This is a genomic window from Chryseobacterium hilariae (assembly GCF_051400735.1).
Classification (GTDB): Bacteria; Bacteroidota; Bacteroidia; order Flavobacteriales; family Weeksellaceae; genus Chryseobacterium.
On record NZ_JBLFFJ010000001.1, the window covers coordinates 534136 to 554589 of the forward strand.

Consider the following 20454-nt stretch of genomic DNA (forward strand, 5'->3'; position numbering starts at 1 on the left):
ATTTTATTTCTGCGCCTTTTTAATACGTATAATTTTCTTAAATGATTTAGCCTGAGCATTCAATTATGATCCGGAATCTATAGATTCGTCAATCATAATTTATAACTCAAAACTATTAAAGCATTTTAAGATTATTAACTTCCAGATCTGTAAGGATTCTCCAGTGTCCACGTTTGATATTCTTTTTCGTAAGACCTGCAAACATCACTCTGTCCAAAGCTTCCACTTCGTATCCAAGTCTTTGGAAAATTCTTCTGATCACACGGTTCCATCCAATATGAATTTCGATTCCTATCTCATTTTTCGGTTTTCCTTCAATAAAAGAAATCTGGTCTACAACAGCTACCCCTTCATCAAGGCGGATCCCTTCCACAATCAGTTTCATATCTTCATGGGTCAGTTTCTTATCCAGGGTTACGTGATAGATTTTTTTGGCGTCAAAAGAAGGGTGAGTCAATTTTTTCGTCATATGCCCGTCATTCGTCAAAAGAATAACTCCGGTTGTAGAACGATCCAGTCTTCCTACAGGAAACAAACGGTATGGCGATGCATTAGCAACCAGATCCATTACTGTTTTTCTGGCTTTGTCGTCCTTAGTTGTAGAAATATAACCCTTTGGCTTGTTTAAAAGCACATATACCGGTTTTTCCGGGGTAATACCCTGTCCGTCAAAAACTACTTTATCGGTCTTCTGGACCTGATATCCCATTTCAGTTACCACCTGTCCGTTTACTTCCACAAGTCCCTGCGTAATCAGTTCGTCAGCCTCTCTTCTGCTGCAGATCCCGGAATTGGCAATATACTTGTTCAGACGGATGGTGTCCTTATGAACATCTTTCTCAATTTTGTTTAACCTTCTTTTCTGTACAAAAGATCTTGCCTTATCATCATTTTTGCCATCTCCTCCTGATGGTCTTCTTCCGTATTTCAGGCTGCCTCTTTCATACTTGTCTCTGGTATCAAAACTTTTTCCGCCTTTTTTGGGAGCTGATTTACCAAAAGTTTTTCTCTCACGTCCTTCACTTGAATTGGTAATGTAGGCTCTGCTCTCAGTTTTTGCCCCGGAGTCCTCATCTCTGTTCGTAGGGTTGTCTCCGCTTTTCTTAAAAGGTTTAGGCTCAAATTTCGAACTGCTTCCTTTATAGTCGGAATTTCTTTCTCCGGCTTTTGGAAAAGGCTTCTTAAAAGGTTTTGATCCTGAAGAATTTCCAGATCTAGAAGCACGAGAATCATCAGAATTGTTTCTTGTTGAAGTTCTTGGTCTTTTTGGTCTTTCTGAATTATTGTTATCTCTGCTCATTCTAAAAATTTCTGCAAAGATAGTAATTTAGTTACGAGTTAAAAATTAAGAATCATAACTTTGCAGAATAGTTTTATTTTAATTTTAAAGAAACTCCAGTAATGATAACAATATTAAACGATGATTTTTCTCAATTAAATACTTTCCTGCACGAAAAATCTTTCAGTAAGATCTTTATTTTAGTTGATGAAAATACCCATGAATATTGTCTTCCGGTTCTATTAGGCAACATGGAAACAGACTTAAATTTCGAAATTTTAGAAATTGAGGCTGGTGAAGAAATGAAAAACATTCAGACGGCCAACCAACTATGGGAGATTCTTACCGAAATGCAGGCAGACAGAAAAGCGCTTGTTATTAACCTTGGTGGCGGTGTGATTACTGATATGGGTGGGTTTGTGGCTTCTACCTATAAAAGAGGAGTTCAGTTCATTAATATCCCTACTACCCTTTTATCAATGTGTGATGCCTCTATCGGAGGAAAAACAGGAATAGACCTTATGCATTATAAAAATATGGTAGGAACTTTTGCATTTCCTGAACAAATCTTTATTTACCCTAAATTTCTGGAAACACTTCCGTTTAAAGAATTGCGTAGTGGTTTTGCAGAAATGCTGAAGCATGGCCTTATTGCCGACAAAGCGCATTGGGAAAGTCTTATTCAGATTCATAAACTTGATGTAGAAGCTGTAGTTCCTCACATCCAGACTTCAATGGATATTAAGCAGGACGTCGTGGAAAAAGATTTTCATGAAAGAAACATTAGAAAGACCTTGAATTTCGGACATACAATCGGACATTCCGTAGAAAGTCTCTGCCTTAGTCAGGGAAACCCTATTCTTCACGGTGAAGCCGTTGCCATGGGAATGATCTGTGAGGCACATCTGGCTTATCTTGAAGATCTTATTACTCAACAGGATGCAGCTGCTATTATTGAAAATATTCAGAGGTACTATCCTTATCTTGATATAAGCGATTTTACGGATGAGAGTATTACTGCGCTTCTGTTGAACGATAAAAAGAATACTGACAGCAAAATTAATTTCTCATTGCTTTCAGGAATAGGCTCATGTACATATGACCACCAATGCAGTCAGGAAAACATTTTAAAATCTTTGGATTTTTACAGAAAACTGAATAATGCTTAAATGATTTATATAAAAGAGTCATTTTTCTTTATTATTTTAAATGAATGAATAATTTAGATTCTATCTAAACAAACGTTTAATTATTTTACTAAACATCTAATAATCAGCATATTAAAAAAAATTAGTCTGTATTTTAAGCTGATTTTTTTGCTGACTTTTATCATATTATTTGTTTTTGGCAAGCAATTTGAAAGATACTCTGCGTCAAACTCAGTAGTAAGTTTTTGACAGTAGTAAAATTTAAAATTAGAAATAGTAAAATATTAAAAAAATTAAAGTTATGAAAAAGTTAATTTTAGGAATAGCAGTAACTGCAAGTTCACTAGCATTTGCTCAACAGACTCCATCTTCTTCTAACCCGGTAACATTTGGTGTAAAAGGTGGAATGAACGTATCTTCTCTTTCTAAAGACGAAGGTTTGGATGATCAAAAATCTAAAATTGGTTTCAACGCAGGTGTATTTGCTAATATTCCAGTAGCAGAATCATTCAGTGTTCAGCCTGAGGTATTATATTCTCAGTATGGTGCAAAAGCAGATTACACTTTGTTAGGAACTAAATATTCTTCTTCAACTAAATTAGATTATATCGCAGTACCGGTAATGTTCCAGTATAACCTGATCCCTAATCTTTATTTAGAAGCAGGTCCAGAATTCGGATTCCTGGTAAGTGCAAAAAATAAAATAAAAAATGAGAATAACGGAGACTCTTCTACTTCCGATAACTACAAAGATGATTTGAAAACATTCAACTTTGGTATTGGTATCGGTGCAGGATATTACTTCACTCCGAACTTCGGTCTTACAGCAAGATATGTTGCAGGTCTTACAGACGTTGCTAAAGACAGACCTAACGGATCTGATGCAGTAAAAAACAATGTATTCCAGGTAGGATTAGCTTATAAATTCAAATAGTAAGCTTTAACATTCAGAAACAAATTTTATATTCAATAGAAAGCCGGATTAATTTATTTAATTCGGTTTTTTATGATGTAATTCTTAATTTGTCTTCATACGAAAGTTTATTCATATATATAAATTGATTTCAAATAGAAAAGATCAGGTTTATTTAAGCCTGACCTTTTCGCTTTAAACATGATTCTTATCAAGTTTACTCCCTTTGGCGGGAATTTTGCTGCAGTAGGGGAAAAATAAATTAAAACTTTATAATCATGAAAAAACTAATTTTAGGATTAGCAATTGCAGCAAGTCTTTCGGTTAATGCTCAGGAAAAAACTAAATCTTCTTCACCCGTTACGTTCGGGGTTAAAGCTGGATTCAACGCTTCAACGCTAAGTAAAGTGGATCAGTATGATAATGATCAGAAACTGAAGCCTGGTTTTAACGCAGGAGTATTTGCCAATATTCCGGTTGCAGAGAAATTCAGCATCCAGCCGGAACTTCTTTTTAACCAATTAGGTTCAAAAACTGAAGAAAGAGAAGTGTATTACTTAAATTCTGACAGATACAGCAGAGAAGTAGATTATAAAAAAACACTGAACTATCTTGCCGTGCCTGTAATGGTACAATATAATATCCTTCCTCAGCTTTATGTAGAAGCAGGCCCGGAATTCGGATTTCTGTTAGGCGGAAAAGACAAAGGAGATATCACCACAACCAAAACTTCCGGAAATACTACGAACACGCAGACAATAACATTTTCAGAAAAAATTGTTAAAGATTTATATAATAAATTCAATTTCGGAATCGGTATTGGAGCCGGATATTATTTTACACAGAATTTTGGGGTAACAGCCAGATTTACTGCGGGTATTACAGATATCTTTAAAGAAAACAGTGCAGATACCGTTAGAAACAATGCATTCCAAGTAGGTGTAGCTTATAAATTCAAATAATAATATGAGAAAATTATTTTTAGGATTAGCCATTACAGTAGGCTCATTGGTATTTGCACAGGAAAAAACAGAAACCAAATCTAAATCTCCCATTACTTTTGGAGTAAAAGGAGGAATGAATGTTTCTTCTCATACTGATGGAAATGAGGATACTTATTATTGGTCAAATTATGAACGAAAGGCAAAAATTGGTTTTAATGCAGGAGCCTTCGTCAATATCCCGGTTTCGGGTAAATTCAGTGTTCAGCCGGAAATATTGTATAACGGGCTGGGTTCAAAAATAGAAAGCACCATAAACTTTGATATTCCTGACGCCAGAATGAACAATAAAGAAACTTTTTCTTTAAGCTATCTTTCGGTACCATTAATGCTTCAGTATAATCTGTTGCCTGAATTATATGTAGAAGCAGGGCCTGAATTCGGATTCCTTCTGGGTGGGAGATCTAAAGGTGACCTTACTCAAATCAGTAATCAGGACGGAGCCAGCAGTACGCAGAGTTATTCTGATAAAATTGCCATGGACTTATTCAATAAATTCAATTTTGGAATAGGTATCGGAGCAGGATATTATTTCACTCAAAATCTTGCAGTTACAGCCAGGTTTACAGCCGGATTAACAGATATCTATAAGTACAATACACATGATGCTGTTAGAAATAATGCATTACAGGTTGGTTTAGCTTATAAATTCAAATAGAAATATACTATTTTCAAGTTAATGTCGGATCCTTTTTGGTCCGACATTTTTTATTCTGTGCATACTGACAAGGTTACAATAATTCAATATTACAATTGTTGCTTCTTCATTTTTTTAACTTTAACTCCTATGTTAAATTATCAACATAAAGTCAATTTTACTTAAAATCATGTTTATAAAACAAATTTTCATAATATAATTTTTCTTAAAAAACAGTTAAAAACATAAACCATGCAATATGGAAAACCCTCGTAGAAGCCCTTTAAATAAGGATTTTCAAAGTTTGGCAAGCATTTTGCAAAATAAATCAAGTCTGATTGAAAAATCGGATAAGAAAGTAAATAGTAAAATTAAAAAATAAAATTATGAAGAAGTTATTTCTAGGGTTGGCAGTTGCTGCTGGCATGATGACATTTGCTCAGGAAACAAAAACAGTAAGCACAGAACCAATCAAACAAGAAAAACAGCCTATCAGATTTGGTATTAAAGCGGGAGGAAACTCATCTTATTTAAGTGAGCAGAAATTAAGCCTTAACAACCAGAAAATAGGTTTCCATGCCGGAGTTTTAGTTAACATTCCACTTTCTCAGAAATTCAGCTTACAGCCGGAAGTTTTATACAACCAGTTAGGAGCGAAAAGTGTAATCTCTTCTACGGATGTAACTGTTGGTGATACTAACATTAAAACGAAAAACGATTATAAAACTACCATGAACTATATTTCAGTTCCTTTAATGGTACAAATGAGACCTACAGAGAAATTTTATGTAGAAGCAGGTCCTGAGTTCAGTTATTTCATCAACGGAAAAAATTCTGGAAACAGTACTATTTCTACGACTAAAGGAGGTGTTACTACAACCCAGTCAGCATCTAGCTCTGAAGACATTAATAAAGATAACGTTAACAAATTTAACCTAGGTCTTGGTTTAGGTCTTGGATACGATATCACTCAAAACATTGGGATTAATGCAAGATATATCAACAGTCTTACGGATATGAGAAACCAAAAGCCTGAGGGTACTGAGCCATTGAACCACAGAGCGTTCCAGTTAGGCTTGAATTATAAATTCTAATAGAAGACAATCAATTATTTAACCTATAGTAAAGTCCGGGCTTAAAATTTTTAAGTCCGGGCTTTCGTTTTTATTGATATGAAGAAAGATTTCTAGATACTAGATATCAGGAAAGGGAATCAGGAGTTTTAGAGTTGTTGCTGGATGGCATTGCTATAAATGTTTCCTCTATCTGATTATATTTAACAAAGGAATAAAGGAGCTATTCAAATATTCTCGGATCATCGCTGATTACTCCATCTATTCCCATATCCTTTAATTCTCTTAATCTTTCTTTAGTGTTGACTGTCCATGGTACAACTTTCATTCCCAATGCATGGCATTCCTGTACAAGTTTTGAAGTAACAAGTCTATGATCAGGACTGTAAATGTTGGGGATAAAACTAAGGAATTTCAAATCTCCGGCTACACCATTCAGGTGATTGGGATACTGTCTGAATTTTTCGGCAGGTATATTTTCAAAATGAGTCTGCTGCTGTGCCAGCTTTTTATCATCAACCTTTTCTACCAATAAAGCGGTCATGATCTTAGGATATTCTTTATGGATGATTTCCAATGTTCGAGGATCAAACGACTGGATAATTACACGGTCCTGAATTCCCTTTTCTAGAATAATGTTCATCATAAGATTTACAAACTCCTTTGGTTCAGGATGAAATATATGGTCAGAAAAAGGCCGTGTTTTAGTTTCTATATTATAAAAAGGTAAAGGTCTTTTCAGTTCATGGGAGTAAGCCTCGCAAGCATCTATTACTTCTGAAAAAAGTGGTTTTTGGGCTTTTATCTTTTTTTGATCAGGATAATTATCAAGTTTCTTTAAGCCTACGTCAAATGTTTGAATTTTGGCATAAGGCATATCATAGATTTTATAGTAAAATCCTGAGTCTTTGGGAATATAAGTTCCATCCGGCTTTGTTACCAGTTCAGGAGAAAGAAAAGCATCATGGGAGAGGATTACTTTTTTGTCTTTCGTGATAGCCAGATCCATCTCCAATGTTGTAATATCCATTTTTAAAGCGTTCTTCATCGCCTGAACAGTATTTTCGGGATATAAAGACTTTCCTCCGCGGTGCGCCTGCTTATCGAACGCCTGAGAGGAATAGAATTGAGCAAATACCAGAAAAAAACCTGTTAAAAATACGTTTTTCATATAAAGTTTTAATGGTACAAAATTAAAGCCTGGTTCTATATTGTATGATACAGGAATATTAAACTTTTGATATATTTATACAAACAAAAGAGCCAGATGTACAAACCTGGCTCTTTCATTTATTTAAATCGATAGAATATTAATTGAACAATTCTACCTCCTCTCCTTTTCCTACCGGATATTCTTCTGTAAAACATCCGAAACAATGATTGGAAGATCCTAAAATTTCTTTCAGGCTGTCTGTACTTAAAAATTCGAGTGAATCTACACCCAGATAATTTCTAAGCTCTTCAGTAGTCATATTGGCCGAAATCAGATCATCTTTTGAAGGTGTATCTATTCCTAAGTAGCATGGGGCAATAATAGGTGGAGAAACACTTCTGAAGTGAATCTCTTTTACGCCTGCATCTTTCAATATTTTCACCAGTCTTTTGGAAGTAGTTCCTCTTACAATAGAATCGTCTATGATTACTACTCTCTTGTCTTTGATCTCAGAAATGATCGGGTTAAGCTTAAGGTTCACTACTCTTTCTCTCATTTCCTGTGTCGGAACAATGAAACTTCTTCCGATATATCTGTTTTTAATCAGAACCGGGCGGAAAGGTATGCCTGAAGCCTTGGAAAAACCAATAGCTGCCGGAACTCCTGAATCCGGAACTCCAATTACTACATCAGCTTCTACAGGGGCCTGTTCCCAGATCTTTTCACCGGATTTCTCCCTGATCTCGTATACATTGATATTTTCTAAAGTGGAGTCCGGTCTTGCGAAATAGATGTATTCAAAAGAACAAATCCTTTGCTTGCCTCTTGCTTCATTGACCATGTAAGAATTTAGCTTACCCGGTTCGTTTTCATTCGTATAAATGATTTCACCCGGTAAAATATCACGTACATATTGGGCACCTACGGCATCCAATGCAACAGATTCGGAAGCCACCACGTAAGTTTTTTCGTCAACAGCTCCTAAAACCAAAGGACGGATCCCATTAAAATCCCTGAAAGCAAAGAATTTATTTCTCGTCATTCCAACTACGGAATAGGCGCCTTCAATTTTCTCCATGGTCGCTTTAATAGCTCCACGAAGCCCTAAATCAAGATTTTTCTGGATCAATCTTAAAATGACCTCAGAATCGGAAGTCGCTCTGAAAACTACGCCTTCAGCTTCCAATTCAGCTTTTAATTCTTTTGCATTGGTAAGGTTACCGTTATGCGCTATAGAAAGAATAATCTGGTCATATTCGTTTTTCGCGAAAAATGGCTGAAAATTATACTTCTTTTTGTCTCCTGCAGTCGTATAACGAGTATGACCGATTGCAGAATTTCCCATAAAAGCTTCAGGATCCTGGATCTCTTTATAAACATCCAAAACCAAACCTTCATCTTTCATATTGGTGATTTTTCCGTCTTTTAAAACAGAAATACCACATGCTTCCTGGCCTCTGTGCTGTAAAGCAAAAAGCCCGAACTGTGAAAGAGAAAACGTATCAAGATCGTTATCAGAATACATTCCGAAGATACCACACTCCTCATTGGGGGCATCCAGTCTTTCTTCTTCCTGCGTTCTGAAAAGATTTCTTCCGTAAGTTTGAGTTTCAAACTGTTTTAAATATTCACTTTTATGAATGTCTAAACTTTTCATTTCTATTTTTTCTAATCTAGATTTTATTTTGATAGATTTTAATTAGATGAAAAATTAAATATTATGTTAAATACAAAACTTAACATCTAATTTTTATCTAAAATCTTATTTCTGAAGAAGAGTTTTAAGACGATTGTAGATTTCTACATACGCTTCAGTAACTTCTCCTAAGTCTCTTCTGAATCTGTCTTTATCCAGCTTTTTCATGGTGTCTTTGTCCCAAAGTCTGCAAGTGTCAGGAGATATTTCGTCTGCCAGGATGATTTCACCGTCAGAAGTTTTTCCTAATTCAATCTTAAAATCGACCAGGATAATATTCATTTTGTCGAAAAGATCAATCAGGATTTCGTTGATGTCAGAAGTAAGCTCATACATTTCATCAAGCTCTTCATAGGTTGCAGCACCTAAGAAAACGGCATGATGATCGTTGATAAGCGGATCTCCCAATTCGTCTTTTTTGTAGCAGATATCGAAAATGGTAACCGGAGATTTAATTCCTTCTTCCACTCCTAATCTTTGAGCCATGCTTCCTGCAGAATAGTTTCTTACTACCATTTCCAAAGGAATGATGGATACTTTTCTTACCAATTGCTCTCTTTCGTTCAATTGTTTAATGAAATGAGTCTTAATCCCTTTTTCATTTAAATATTCAAAAATCAAAGTTGTGATAGCGTTGTTCATTTCACCTTTCAAATCAACAGATCCTCTTTTTTGAGCATTAAATGCTGTAGCGTCGTCTTTAAAACGTACTACTACTTGATCAGGATTATCGGTAGCAAATACTTGTTTTGCTTTACCTTCGTACAACATTTCTTTCTTTTCCATTTCTAAATTCGTATTAGTTAGATTTATTTTATATTACTTAATTAAAATTCCTGTTAAAACAGCCAATCCAAAACTCAACAATGTGCCAATGAGCACATATTCTGTCAGTTTTCTCTGCTTAGCTTGTACCAGATCACTGAATCTGAAAACGGATTTGGCGGCGACCATAAATCCCACACCTTCCCAATGGTTCACCATAATAAAAGTGAAAACCAGAAGACGTTCCAGGATTCCTATATATTTCCCTGCACTCGACAAAGATTCGGTCTGTATACTGCTTTGTGCTTCCGGGGCCGGAGTCCAGGAAGACAATATTATCTTAATAAAAATTGAAGCCGGTGTTGTCAGGAACAATGCAGCCATCAAAACTTTCAAAAATTGCGGATTCTGCAGAAAATCAAAACTGAATTCTTTGCAATAGAAGGAGATTCCGGCAATGACAAGGATGTGCAGTAACTGATCAATAAAGAACCATCTTTTCTTGTTCTTTACAGTTTGAAAGATCAGTTTTGAGGCATCAATTATAAAATGGGTGATCCCGACAAGCAATGAAACCCACCACAAATCTGTATTCCAAAGAAATACAAAGCTTAAAACAGTGTGAATCAGAACATGAAGATACAAATACGGGCTTTTCAGCTTACGGCGTTCCTTATCTGCAACCCAAGAATTTGGCTGAAGAATAAAATCTCCGAGTAAATGTGCCAATATGAGTTTAGTAAAGATCATGCTTACAGTTCTGAAATTTTCTTTCTAAAATATTGATTAGTTTCTACGATAAGGTCGTAGTTGGCGCGTTTCAGTCTCTGGCTTACCGAGGACTGTGAAATAGCAAATTTCTTAGCGAGATCTTCCTGTGTGATATCCTGGTTCATGATCATTTCGTGAATGATCTCTGCCGTAGCTACCGTCCAGCTGTCGAAATCTTTTGAAGACCATTTCAGAAGGATATTCAGATCTCTGTCTACGGCCTCGTTTGAGGTTTTTATAGAAACGGTGTGGCCGTCGCTTTTAAGATCATTCAGCAGTCTTCCGGAGTGCACATATGCTGTTCCGTTGGATTCGGTGATCTTCTCAGAGGAAAAATTTTCTTCACCAATGCCTATGGCAATTCTTACATCTAAGTTTTCCTGACTTCTTATAAGGGACTTAATGGCTAGAAAACGCCAGAATACTTCATCAATATTACACTTGAGCTGAAATTCGTCTCCTCTGTAGATTTCCCATGCGAGCGGTGAACTTCCCCAGTTTTCCAGGAGATTCTTGAGTCTGGTAATCCAAACTTCTGTGTCTGCATGCTGTGAATTTATAATATCACCGGTTATGACCGCTATCATTATGCAAATATAAGCATAATTACTTATAAATAAAAAATATAAGCAGAAACCCTTATAGATATTGATTATTAGTGAATCTGCTTATATCAATGATGCTTTAAACATGAGCATTAGTGAAGTCATTGCGAGCGGAGCGAAGCAATCTCCCTATTAATAAAGTTGAAAATCTTATATTGATTGCTCTGCTCCGATCGCAATGATAGTTACTTATTATTTTTTGATAAACTGATAGGCTTTATCATCAAGTTTTAAGAAATAAAAACCTGTTGAAAGATGTTGTACGGAAATATTTTTCTTATTTCTGAACGGATCTTTTTCTGTATAAATTATTTTTCCTGAAAGATCCAATACCTGAGCTGTTTTTATATCCTGAGTTTCTCCGCTTACGAAAAGATTGTCACTAACAGGATTCGGGTAGATTTTAAATTCTTTGTTGGAAGTTATCAGGTCGGTTGTAGACAATGTTCCAAGGTTCTGGCAGTAATCAGCAGAGTAAGAATCCCATTCACCAATTGTAAAAGTAGTGGTTGGCTGGCTTACCGTAGCCTTTCTGTAAAGAGAAACATCACCATAGGAATTACTTACAAACTTACTTCCTATAGCATCAACCGTTGCTGATTTATAAGCCAGCTCTACATATTGGGTTCCTGCAAAAGTCAGGGCATCACCTGCTGTAAGAAACCGTGCGTCATTATTGGTGTAACATGATAATGCAGATTTAGGGTTCAGGATGACGAAATTTTCATTATTGGGTATTTTTCCTTCAAGTTCAAAACTGTTGCCATAGTAATAAGAGCTACTTGAACTATTATAGTATTGTACTCTTATGCTGTAATTGTTTAAATCTACTTCATGACCTGTTTTGTTTACAATTTCCAGAGCTTTATTATTACCTGTTCCTTCAATATATTTAACGATAAAAAGATCTCTCGAATTGGTGTCAGTTGCTGATGTAGACAGCGTGATTATATTACTGTCAGGAGATTGCAGGTAGCTTTGATCATACGCTTTTACTGTAAATGAATAAGAGGTGGAAGGTGTAAGATGATCAATAACTATTGACGTAGATTTTGTAGTAGCTACGAGAACATCATTTTGATAAATATGATATCCGATAACATCTGAACTCGTACTTGGCGACCATGCTAAATGAGTGTAGTAAGCTCCGGATTGAATGGAGTTTAAATTTAAAGGAGCCTGCGGCGCAATAGCATCAGGGGTCTGCACCCAAATAGAATTAACCCATTGAGGGTTATCAATAAAAGGGTTTCTGTTTTTCTGAATAGTATAGATGGCGTTATTCCGATCCGTTTCCCTTTGAGATACAGGATCCTGAAGATGCCATTGAAGAAGCATCGAAATATAAGCAGGGTCAAAAGCCCGTTCTGCAGTTCCATCAAAAGGAGAGCGGTCTATCGCAGGATTAATATTGGTTGAATAATTAAATGAAGGCAGTTTATCTTCATATCTTACAGCAAAATAAAGCAGCATCCTCGCAATATCTCCTTTGAATTCATCCACAGGCTCATACACCCTGTTCGTGTAAATATAACCTGGAATAGCACTATTGGCAATTTTAGATGTGTTTGTAAATGTATAATGAACTGTGGAATTCCCAATACCATAAGGATAATTATTTCTAAGCTGATTGATTCTTGCATCTGTAGGGATTACAAAGTGTAAATCTGAATACATCGGATAATTACTGTCAAATGTACTTTGCGGAACTACATGTTCCCTGTTGTACCCCAATCCTTCAGTACCTGAAGTACTTATCAAATTTGCCGAAGTGTACTCATAAGCATCAGCCCCGGTAGGAATTTCAGAATAAATATCAAGCAAAATAGTAGTATTACCCGGTCCGTAATCATAATATTTATCTAAATCTGTTTGATTATATAGATTGGGTAAATCACCATAATGCCAGTTGACATTCTTCTCAGAAATAATATTGTGAAGTTTAGACTTTAGTGCATATCCTGTAAGTCCGGCTGTTCCGTCGTAATATCCTGTCGGGGCCTGGGCGGAAACAAATGACGAAATTAGAATAATAGGCAGTAAAACTTTTTTCATTCATTAAAAATTGGTTGACTAAAATAGTAAATTAGAACACTTAAAGTTCTGAATTTTTTATTAAAAAATCATTAATTATAAAAATATAAAAAATTGATTATTAAAATATTGAGCATATAGTCCTATGAGCTAAATAATTATTTTTGGCTTTCCGTCAATTTAATTATCTTTGGGAACTAACTATTTTATCTATATGAACACAGAGACTATTGACAACATTAAAATGATAGCAGAAACAGCAAGAGAGTTTGCTGAGAAAAATATCAGACCAAATATTATGGAGTGGGACGAGAGCCAGACATTTCCAAAAGATTTATTTCACCAGTTAGGAGAAATGGGATTTATGGGAATTGTAGTTCCTGAGCAATATGGAGGTTCCGGTTTAGGTTATCATGAATATGTTACTATTCTGGATGAGATCTCTCAGGTAGACCCGTCTATTGGTCTTTCTGTGGCTGCACACAATTCGCTTTGTACCAATCATATCTATGAATTTGGAAATGAAGAGCAGAGAAATAAGTGGCTTCCGCAGCTGGCTTCAGGAAAAGTGATTGGAGCTTGGGGATTAACAGAGCATAATACAGGTTCTGATTCAGGAGGTATGTCTACTACTGCTGTAAAAGACGGTGATGAATGGATCATCAACGGAGCCAAAAACTTTATCACTCATGCTATTTCGGGAGATATTGCCGTAGTAATGACGAGAACGGGTGAAATAGGAGCTAAAAACAACTCTACTGCTTTTGTCTTGGAAAAAGGAATGCCAGGCTTTAGTTCAGGAAAGAAAGAAAACAAGCTGGGAATGCGTGCTTCTGAAACAGCTGAGCTTATCTTTGATAACGTTCGTGTACCGGATTCACACCGTTTAGGCGAAGTGGGTGAAGGATTCAAGCAGGCTATGAAAATTCTGGACGGAGGTAGAATTTCTATTGCAGCCTTAAGTTTAGGAACTGCAAGAGGAGCTTATAAAGCGGCTTTAAAATATGCTAAAGAAAGGCATCAGTTCGGAAAAGCAATCGCTGAATTCCAGGCTATCAACTTTATGCTGGCTGATATGGCTACTGAAATTGATGCTGCGGAACTTTTGATCCAAAGAGCTTCGACTCTGAAAAATGCCAAACAAAAAATGACCAAAGAAGGAGCAATGGCAAAATTGTATGCATCCGAAGCTTGTGTAAGAATTTCTAACAATGCAGTTCAGATTTTTGGAGGTTACGGATATACAAAAGACTTCCCTGCTGAGAAATTCTACAGAGACTCTAAATTATGTACCATTGGTGAAGGAACTTCAGAGATCCAGAGAATGGTAATCGGAAGAGATATTACAAAATAATTTAAAAATTACACAAATGATTAAGCAGGCTCTCTTAGGTGAATTTCTGCATGAAGCAGAAAATACCAGAAAAATTTTAAATGCAATTCCAGACAGTGCTTTAAACTGGCAGCCGTCTGAGAAAAACTGGACGACCGGGCAGCTTGCTTCCCACATTGCTGAAGTGTATAATTGGTATGATTCTACCTTTAATCAGGATGTTTTCGATATGGGAACCTACCAGTATGATAAGGGTAACATTTCAAAAGCTGAAAATATTGTGGCAAAATTTGAAGAGAATGTTGCCAGAGCTCAGAAAGTTTTAGAAAATTCTGATGAAAACACCTATTTAAATGAGTGGAGAATGGAAATGAACGAAACGTTTTTTTTCCTCCTGCCCAGAAAATACAGGTTATCAGAGGATTTTTGTACAACCACCTGTATCATCACAGAGGAGAGCTTGTGGTTTATTTAAGATCAACAGGAAATAAAGTTCCGGGACTTTACGGACCTACTGCTGATGATAAAATGTAATTAAGAATTATTCTTACAATAAATGAATAGCATACGTATTTTGCGTATGCTATTTTCTTTTTTTGAGATAATGTATTTTCAATGTATTGCATAATAAATTACACACATATTCTAAATTTTTCTTAAATAGTTTTGATTTTCATAACATATTTTTTATTAGCTTTGATATTCCACAATCTAAATAATTAATTTATGAAAAAACAATTATCCATGATTGGAATGCTTCTTATTACGGGCATTTCTTTCGCGCAGACTGATCGTCTCTGGAGTGAAGGTTCAAAAAAAGCACCTTCAGAAATTTTTGAAAACAAAACCTCAATTAACAATCCGAAAATCTATAGTTTAGATTTTGAAGGATTAAAAAATGCTCTCGCCAGAGCCCCAAAAAGACTGGCTCCGGGAGAAAAATCAGAAATTATCATTTCTTTTCCTAATTCTGAAGGAAAGATGGAGAACTTTAAAGTGAGAGAAAATTCAAATTTTGATCCTCAGCTTGCCGCGAAATATCCGGATATCAAATCTTACGTAGGTGAAGGCCTCACCGATTCTAATTCAACAGTTTATTTCAGTATTTCTTCGCTTGGTCTTTCCTCTATGGAGATCTATGGTGACAAGTCTGCTGTTTTTATTGAGCCTTATGCCAAAGATCTTTCTTCTTATGTAGTATACAGAAAGTCTGATAAAAAAGATAACCTCAATAAATTCGAATGTACCGTTATCGACGTAGCACAGAAAGGAGTATCCAATACCCTTGCTGCAAGACCGAACGCAGATGATGCCAAGTTGAGAACATTCAGGCTTGCTCTTTCAACTACGGGAGAATATACTACTTATTTTGGAGGAACTAAAGCGAATGCTCTTGCTGCCATTAATAACACAATGACCCGTGTAAATGGTGTTTTTGAAAAAGATTTTGCGGCAAGAATGGTTCTTATTTCCAACAATGATGCTGTCATTTATACCAACGCCTCTACAGACCCCTATTCTGCAGCTTCAGGAATGAGCAGCTGGAACTCCCAGCTTCAAAGTACACTGACCTCTGTGATCGGAGAAGCCAATTATGATGTCGGGCATTTATTCGGAGCTTCCGGAGGAGGCGGAAATGCAGGCTGTATCGGCTGTATCTGTACAAACGGTTCAAAAGGAAGCGGGTACACTTCTCCGGCTGATGCTATTCCTTCAGGTGATAATTTTGACATTGATTATGTAGCCCACGAATTGGGACATCAATTCGGAGGTAACCATACCTTCTCTCACGGCAATGAGGGTACAGGCGTTAACATGGAGCCTGGCTCAGGATCAACGATCATGGGCTATGCAGGCATTACCGGCCAGGATGTACAGCCCCATTCGGATGCATTTTTCCATGCGGTAAGCATCCAGCAAATCACCAATAATATCAAAGCTAAAACATGTCCGGTAAGCACTTCTACAGGAAATGCCATTCCTACAGCCAACGCCGGACTTGATTATACCATTCCGAAAGGCACACCGTTCATGCTTACAGGAACAGGAACTGATGCTAACGGAGATTCATTAACTTATATCTGGGAACAGATGGATAATGCATCATCATCCCAAACTGGAGCCAGCTCTGCGGCAAGTGCTACCAAGGCATCAGGTCCTACTTTCAGATCTTGGACGCCTACGACTTCTCCAACGAGGTATTTCCCAAGAATGGCATCTATCTTAACAGGAGGCACTACTACTGCAGGTTCAGAAATCACGGTGGAAGCACTGTCCAATGTAGCAAGATCTTTAAATTTCAGATTTACTGTTCGTGATAACAGAGCCGGAGGTTCAGGAAATAATTCTGATGATGCTCTGATCACTGTAAACGGCACAGCTGGGCCTTTCAGCGTTTCATCACAGAATTCAGCCACTACTTATTCAGGAGGAAGCTCACAAACCGTTACATGGAATGTAGCAGGAACAACAGCTAATGGTGTGAATGCTGCCAATGTAGATATTCTTTGGTCAACAGACAGCGGAAATACATGGACTACCCTTCTTGCCGGAACTCCGAACGATGGAACTCAGGCGGTAACCATTCCAAATTCATCTACTACAACAGGAAGAATTATGGTAAAAGGGTCTAACCATATTTTCTTTGATGTAAATAACGCAAATATCACTGTAAATGCAGGCTCAGGAGGTACAGATACGGTAGCCCCTACAGCTCCTACCCTTGCAGCTTCCGGAACTACATCTACCACGACTAATCTTTCCTGGAGCGGAGCTACGGATAATGTAGCGGTTACAGGGTACGATGTTTATCAAGGTGCTTCATTAATCGGTTCTACAGCATCTACAACATATACGGTAACAAGCTTAACGCCTTCTACAACGTACAGCTTTAGTGTTAAATCTAAAGATGCAGCAGGAAATGTATCGCCTTCAAGCAATACAGTAAGCGTTACAACACTGTCCGGAGGTACGGTGACTTACTGTACGGCTTCTGCAACCAATACAGCAGATGAAAGAATCGGAAATGTGAAATTCGGAACCATTAACAATACTTCAACAGGAACTGCAGGATATGAAAACTTCACTTCTGTTTCTACCAATGTAACAAGAGGAAGCGCTTATACCATCTCAGTAACTCCTACATGGACATCAACGGTTTACAGCGAAGCTTATGCAGTGTATATTGATTATAACGGTGATGGTGACTTTACAGACAGCGGAGAATTAGCATGGTCTAAAGCGGGCTCTACCACTACTCCTGCAACAGGAAGCATCACTATTCCTGCAACTGCGGCAATAGGTTCTACAAGAATGAGAGTGATGATGAAGTACAGCTCTGCACCAACTTCTTCATGCGGATCTTATACTTACGGCCAGGTTGAAGACTATACCCTGAATATCGTTTCTTCAGGAAAAGGAGAACTTCTTGATACTAAAGATCTGATCACTGATATCAAGCTGTATCCAAACCCTGTAAAAGATATGTTACATATTTCAAATACAGCATCAGAAGATTATAAGATCTTCGATATGGGTGGGAAACTAATCAATTCAGGAAAACTGGAAAGAGGCAGTGTGAATGTAAGCGGACTTATTAAAGGAGCTTATATGATCCAGGTTGGAGAAGCTGCCAAGAGATTCATTAAAAATTAATAACCATTATTAAGTACACTTTGAAGACTGCCTTTCCGGGCAGTCTTTTTTATTTGAAAATAAAATGACAGGTTTCTGATAGCTTAAGAAGTTTAACATCTCTAAAATATCATCAAATCAATTTATTAATATATAAAAATAATTCATAAAGTTTTATTATTGAAAAATTAATCAATATTTAAAATTTTTAATCTAAATTTATCACTCAAAACTATTTCCACTGTACCGTTTCCCCAATCAGTATTCGATATAAATCCGAGACCGGATTTTTTGGCTGATGGTGATACAATTGATTCTGTTTCTTAAGAATACAACTTTTTACTATCAAGCCATGTCAGGTTACAGGAATGTCTTTTCATATCATCAGAAGACAGTCTTATCTCATGTCATAAATCATAAAAATAACAGAACCTCTGTACTATTAAAAAACTAAACCATTAAAACTTTTATCATGAAACATTTATTTAAGTACATCTTTTTTCTCACAACCGCTTTCTTTTCAATATCATGTAGTTCAGACAATGAAGACAATGATAATCCAACAGGAATCGTTACGCATGTATTCTATAAAAATGCGGATGAGTTTGCTTTAACCTATGACCCAGCCGGAACTGTAAACCAGACCATCAGAAACCAGGCGTTTGACTTATATAAACTCGGAAAATGGAGCGAACTGGAAGCATTATTTAATACTAATAACCTGAATGGTGGCTGGCCGCCTGCTAACGGTGGATATAATATCGTTGACGATGTTCCGTTTCAGGCGGGACAAAAATTCGACAGATACAGCGGGGCCATTGGGAACTATAATGGAAATGGGGATCCAACTTTAGGAGGAAGTTTCACAAGTCCTATAATCAACGGGTACGTTTATACTTTTTCGCAAAGAGCTTTAAACCAGCCTGAAAATAAATACGATTTCTATTATGAAATAGATGTTCTGAATAATTTACTACCTTTCAAGTCTCAAACCGCTGATGTTATTCCCTGGTTTAATCAGATTGGCGGAGGAAAACAGACAATGTGGAAAATCCCGATTGATGTAGCAACAGGTTATCAGAAAACATGGAATAAACTGGCACAGGAAGGCTATGTGAAAATTACCATTAAAAAAAGTCCAAGCGGAAAGTATAATAACCTGGTAGGAACCGTGATTCAGCAATAAATAAGCTCAGATGTATTCAATATCAAAAAAAATTAAAGTCAGCAAACAGGCTTCTATTGTAAAAAACCATTTCAGCAATAATGAAATAATTCCTTCTGCCGCAACAAAATTTACCTGCTGCGATTGCGGCCATGAAAATACAGTTGAAATTTTCCCGTATGAAACCGGGTTTCCGATCTTCCAGATTTATAATGAAGATAAAGTCTTATCTAAAAATGAATTATTACAAAACAAAATTGTTACTGAAACCTCACAAAGAATGGGTCATTTTGGTAACTTAACAGTAAACGATTTACCGACCTTGTATTTTGGCACCGACTGCCAGGTTTGTCATTCAAAATATATCTGTGTATTCAGCTATGGTGAAAAGCAGCCAGGCTTAACGCTCTTAAATATCTCAGGCATATGGAAGTATGAAGAATTGGAATAATCTGCTTAAACTTATTAAAAACTTCTACTCTTCTTAAACCACCAAGGAGAATTTAAAGAACAAAGTATAATTAAGATAAATCATTCTGATTTTAAGGCTCTGAGAGAATTTCTTAATTATTAAATCTTAATGGTTCAAAAAATAAAAGCTGAACAAATTAATAATTATTTCAAAACTTAAAAAAATAATCCACAGTTTTAAGCTGTGGATTTTTAATGAAAACATGTTTGCAGCCAACGATTATTTAACTTTTTATCAGAAGAGATATCTAATGGGTATTACAAATTTTCCAAAATCGTTTTCTATCTTTGTAGTAAATAATAAAATTCATGGATAAAATTGACAGTCTGAACCAAGTTGCAGAATTCCACACCACTTTTAAAGCCCCTATTTTAGATACACCACAAATTCCTTCCCAGGAAAGATGCAACCTCAGAGTTGAACTTCTTCAGGAAGAATTAAATGAATTAAAGCAGGCTATCGCTGATAATGATATCGTAGAAATAGCTGATGCCCTGTGTGATCTTCAATATGTTTTAAGCGGAGCTGTACTGGAATTCGGACTTGGCAATAAATTTGTAGAGCTATTCAACGAAGTGCAGCGTTCCAATATGTCTAAAGCTTGCGATACTGCAGAGCAGGCAGAGGAAACCGTAGCATTTTATAAAGAAAAAGAGGTAGAATCTTTTTATGAGAAATCAGGAGAGAAATTTAACGTCTACAGAAAAGCAGACCATAAAGTTCTTAAGAATAAGTACTACTCCCCTGCAGATTTAAAAACAATTATCGAAAAATAA

19 protein-coding genes are annotated in these 20454 nt (G+C 36.3%); 12 read left to right on the plus strand and 7 right to left on the minus strand.

Annotated elements, in window-relative coordinates; genetic code table 11:
• Positions 1-115 precede the first annotated feature (115 nt).
• The gene (locus ACMGDK_RS02600; RefSeq protein WP_436806498.1) at positions 116-1300 is read right to left on the minus strand and encodes a pseudouridine synthase; all 1185 of its coding nucleotides are present in this window, start codon (positions 1298-1300) and stop codon (positions 116-118) included.
• 101 nt (positions 1301-1401) lie between these two features.
• Here ACMGDK_RS02600 and aroB point away from each other — a divergent pair, with 101 nt between their 5' ends.
• From aroB to ACMGDK_RS02625, 5 genes are all read left to right on the plus strand, one after another.
• A complete protein-coding gene (aroB, locus tag ACMGDK_RS02605; protein WP_436806499.1) occupies positions 1402-2448 on the plus strand; it encodes a 3-dehydroquinate synthase in 1047 nt (348 codons plus the stop codon).
• A 280-nt stretch (positions 2449-2728) separates the two neighbouring features.
• Complete coding sequence (locus tag ACMGDK_RS02610; protein ID WP_436806500.1) at positions 2729-3361, plus strand: porin family protein; 633 nt, start codon at positions 2729-2731, stop codon at positions 3359-3361.
• A 257-nt stretch (positions 3362-3618) separates the two neighbouring features.
• Complete coding sequence (locus ACMGDK_RS02615) at positions 3619-4302, plus strand: porin family protein (RefSeq protein ID WP_436806501.1); 684 nt, start codon at positions 3619-3621, stop codon at positions 4300-4302.
• A 4-nt stretch (positions 4303-4306) separates the two neighbouring features.
• Entirely contained in the window at positions 4307-4999 is a 693-nt protein-coding gene (locus tag ACMGDK_RS02620) for a porin family protein (RefSeq protein WP_436806502.1), read from the plus strand.
• 365 nt (positions 5000-5364) lie between these two features.
• Positions 5365-6072: a porin family protein gene (locus tag ACMGDK_RS02625; protein WP_436806503.1), complete on the plus strand. Its 708-nt coding sequence runs from the start codon at positions 5365-5367 to the stop codon at positions 6070-6072.
• 202 nt (positions 6073-6274) lie between these two features.
• Here ACMGDK_RS02625 and ACMGDK_RS02630 read toward each other — a convergent pair whose 3' ends face one another.
• The 6 genes from ACMGDK_RS02630 to ACMGDK_RS02655 all read right to left on the minus strand — a co-directional run bounded on the left by ACMGDK_RS02630 (position 6275) and on the right by ACMGDK_RS02655 (position 13096).
• Entirely contained in the window at positions 6275-7222 is a 948-nt protein-coding gene (locus tag ACMGDK_RS02630) for a glycerophosphodiester phosphodiesterase family protein (RefSeq protein WP_436806504.1), read from the minus strand.
• A gap of 139 nt (positions 7223-7361) precedes the next feature.
• Entirely contained in the window at positions 7362-8861 is a 1500-nt protein-coding gene (gene purF, locus ACMGDK_RS02635) for an amidophosphoribosyltransferase (RefSeq protein WP_436806505.1), read from the minus strand.
• A 105-nt stretch (positions 8862-8966) separates the two neighbouring features.
• Positions 8967-9686, minus strand: coding sequence for a phosphoribosylaminoimidazolesuccinocarboxamide synthase (purC, locus tag ACMGDK_RS02640; RefSeq protein ID WP_223559523.1), 720 nt, complete (start codon positions 9684-9686; stop codon positions 8967-8969).
• Positions 9687-9719: 33 nt separating this feature from the next.
• Complete coding sequence (locus ACMGDK_RS02645; RefSeq protein WP_436806506.1) at positions 9720-10415, minus strand: DUF3307 domain-containing protein; 696 nt, start codon at positions 10413-10415, stop codon at positions 9720-9722.
• Between the two features lie 2 nt (positions 10416-10417).
• On the minus strand, positions 10418-11023 hold the full coding sequence (locus tag ACMGDK_RS02650; protein WP_436806507.1) for a SatD family protein: 606 nt from the start codon (positions 11021-11023) through the stop codon (positions 10418-10420).
• 210 nt (positions 11024-11233) lie between these two features.
• Positions 11234-13096: an endonuclease gene (locus tag ACMGDK_RS02655; protein WP_436806508.1), complete on the minus strand. Its 1863-nt coding sequence runs from the start codon at positions 13094-13096 to the stop codon at positions 11234-11236.
• A 193-nt stretch (positions 13097-13289) separates the two neighbouring features.
• On the opposite strand from ACMGDK_RS02655, the gene ACMGDK_RS02660 reads away from it, so the two are divergent.
• The 7 genes from ACMGDK_RS02660 to ACMGDK_RS02690 all read left to right on the plus strand — a co-directional run bounded on the left by ACMGDK_RS02660 (position 13290) and on the right by ACMGDK_RS02690 (position 20454).
• Positions 13290-14429, plus strand: a complete 1140-nt coding sequence (locus tag ACMGDK_RS02660; RefSeq protein WP_436806509.1) for an acyl-CoA dehydrogenase family protein — start codon at positions 13290-13292, stop codon at positions 14427-14429.
• 16 nt (positions 14430-14445) lie between these two features.
• Positions 14446-14883, plus strand: a complete 438-nt coding sequence (locus tag ACMGDK_RS02665) for a DinB family protein (protein WP_436806510.1) — start codon at positions 14446-14448, stop codon at positions 14881-14883.
• The gene (locus tag ACMGDK_RS02670) at positions 14871-14942 is read left to right on the plus strand and encodes a hypothetical protein (RefSeq protein WP_436807245.1); all 72 of its coding nucleotides are present in this window, start codon (positions 14871-14873) and stop codon (positions 14940-14942) included. Before ACMGDK_RS02665 ends, ACMGDK_RS02670 begins: the two co-directional genes overlap by 13 nt.
• Before the next feature lie 192 nt (positions 14943-15134).
• On the plus strand, positions 15135-18062 hold the full coding sequence (locus ACMGDK_RS02675) for a reprolysin-like metallopeptidase (protein WP_436806511.1): 2928 nt from the start codon (positions 15135-15137) through the stop codon (positions 18060-18062).
• 451 nt (positions 18063-18513) lie between these two features.
• Positions 18514-19227 (plus strand): hypothetical protein, encoded by a 714-nt coding sequence (locus ACMGDK_RS02680; RefSeq protein ID WP_436806512.1) that lies wholly within the window; start codon positions 18514-18516, stop codon positions 19225-19227.
• A 10-nt stretch (positions 19228-19237) separates the two neighbouring features.
• Positions 19238-19657 (plus strand): hypothetical protein, encoded by a 420-nt coding sequence (locus tag ACMGDK_RS02685; protein ID WP_436806513.1) that lies wholly within the window; start codon positions 19238-19240, stop codon positions 19655-19657.
• A 329-nt stretch (positions 19658-19986) separates the two neighbouring features.
• Positions 19987-20454, plus strand: coding sequence for a pyrophosphohydrolase domain-containing protein (locus tag ACMGDK_RS02690; RefSeq protein WP_116011702.1), 468 nt, complete (start codon positions 19987-19989; stop codon positions 20452-20454).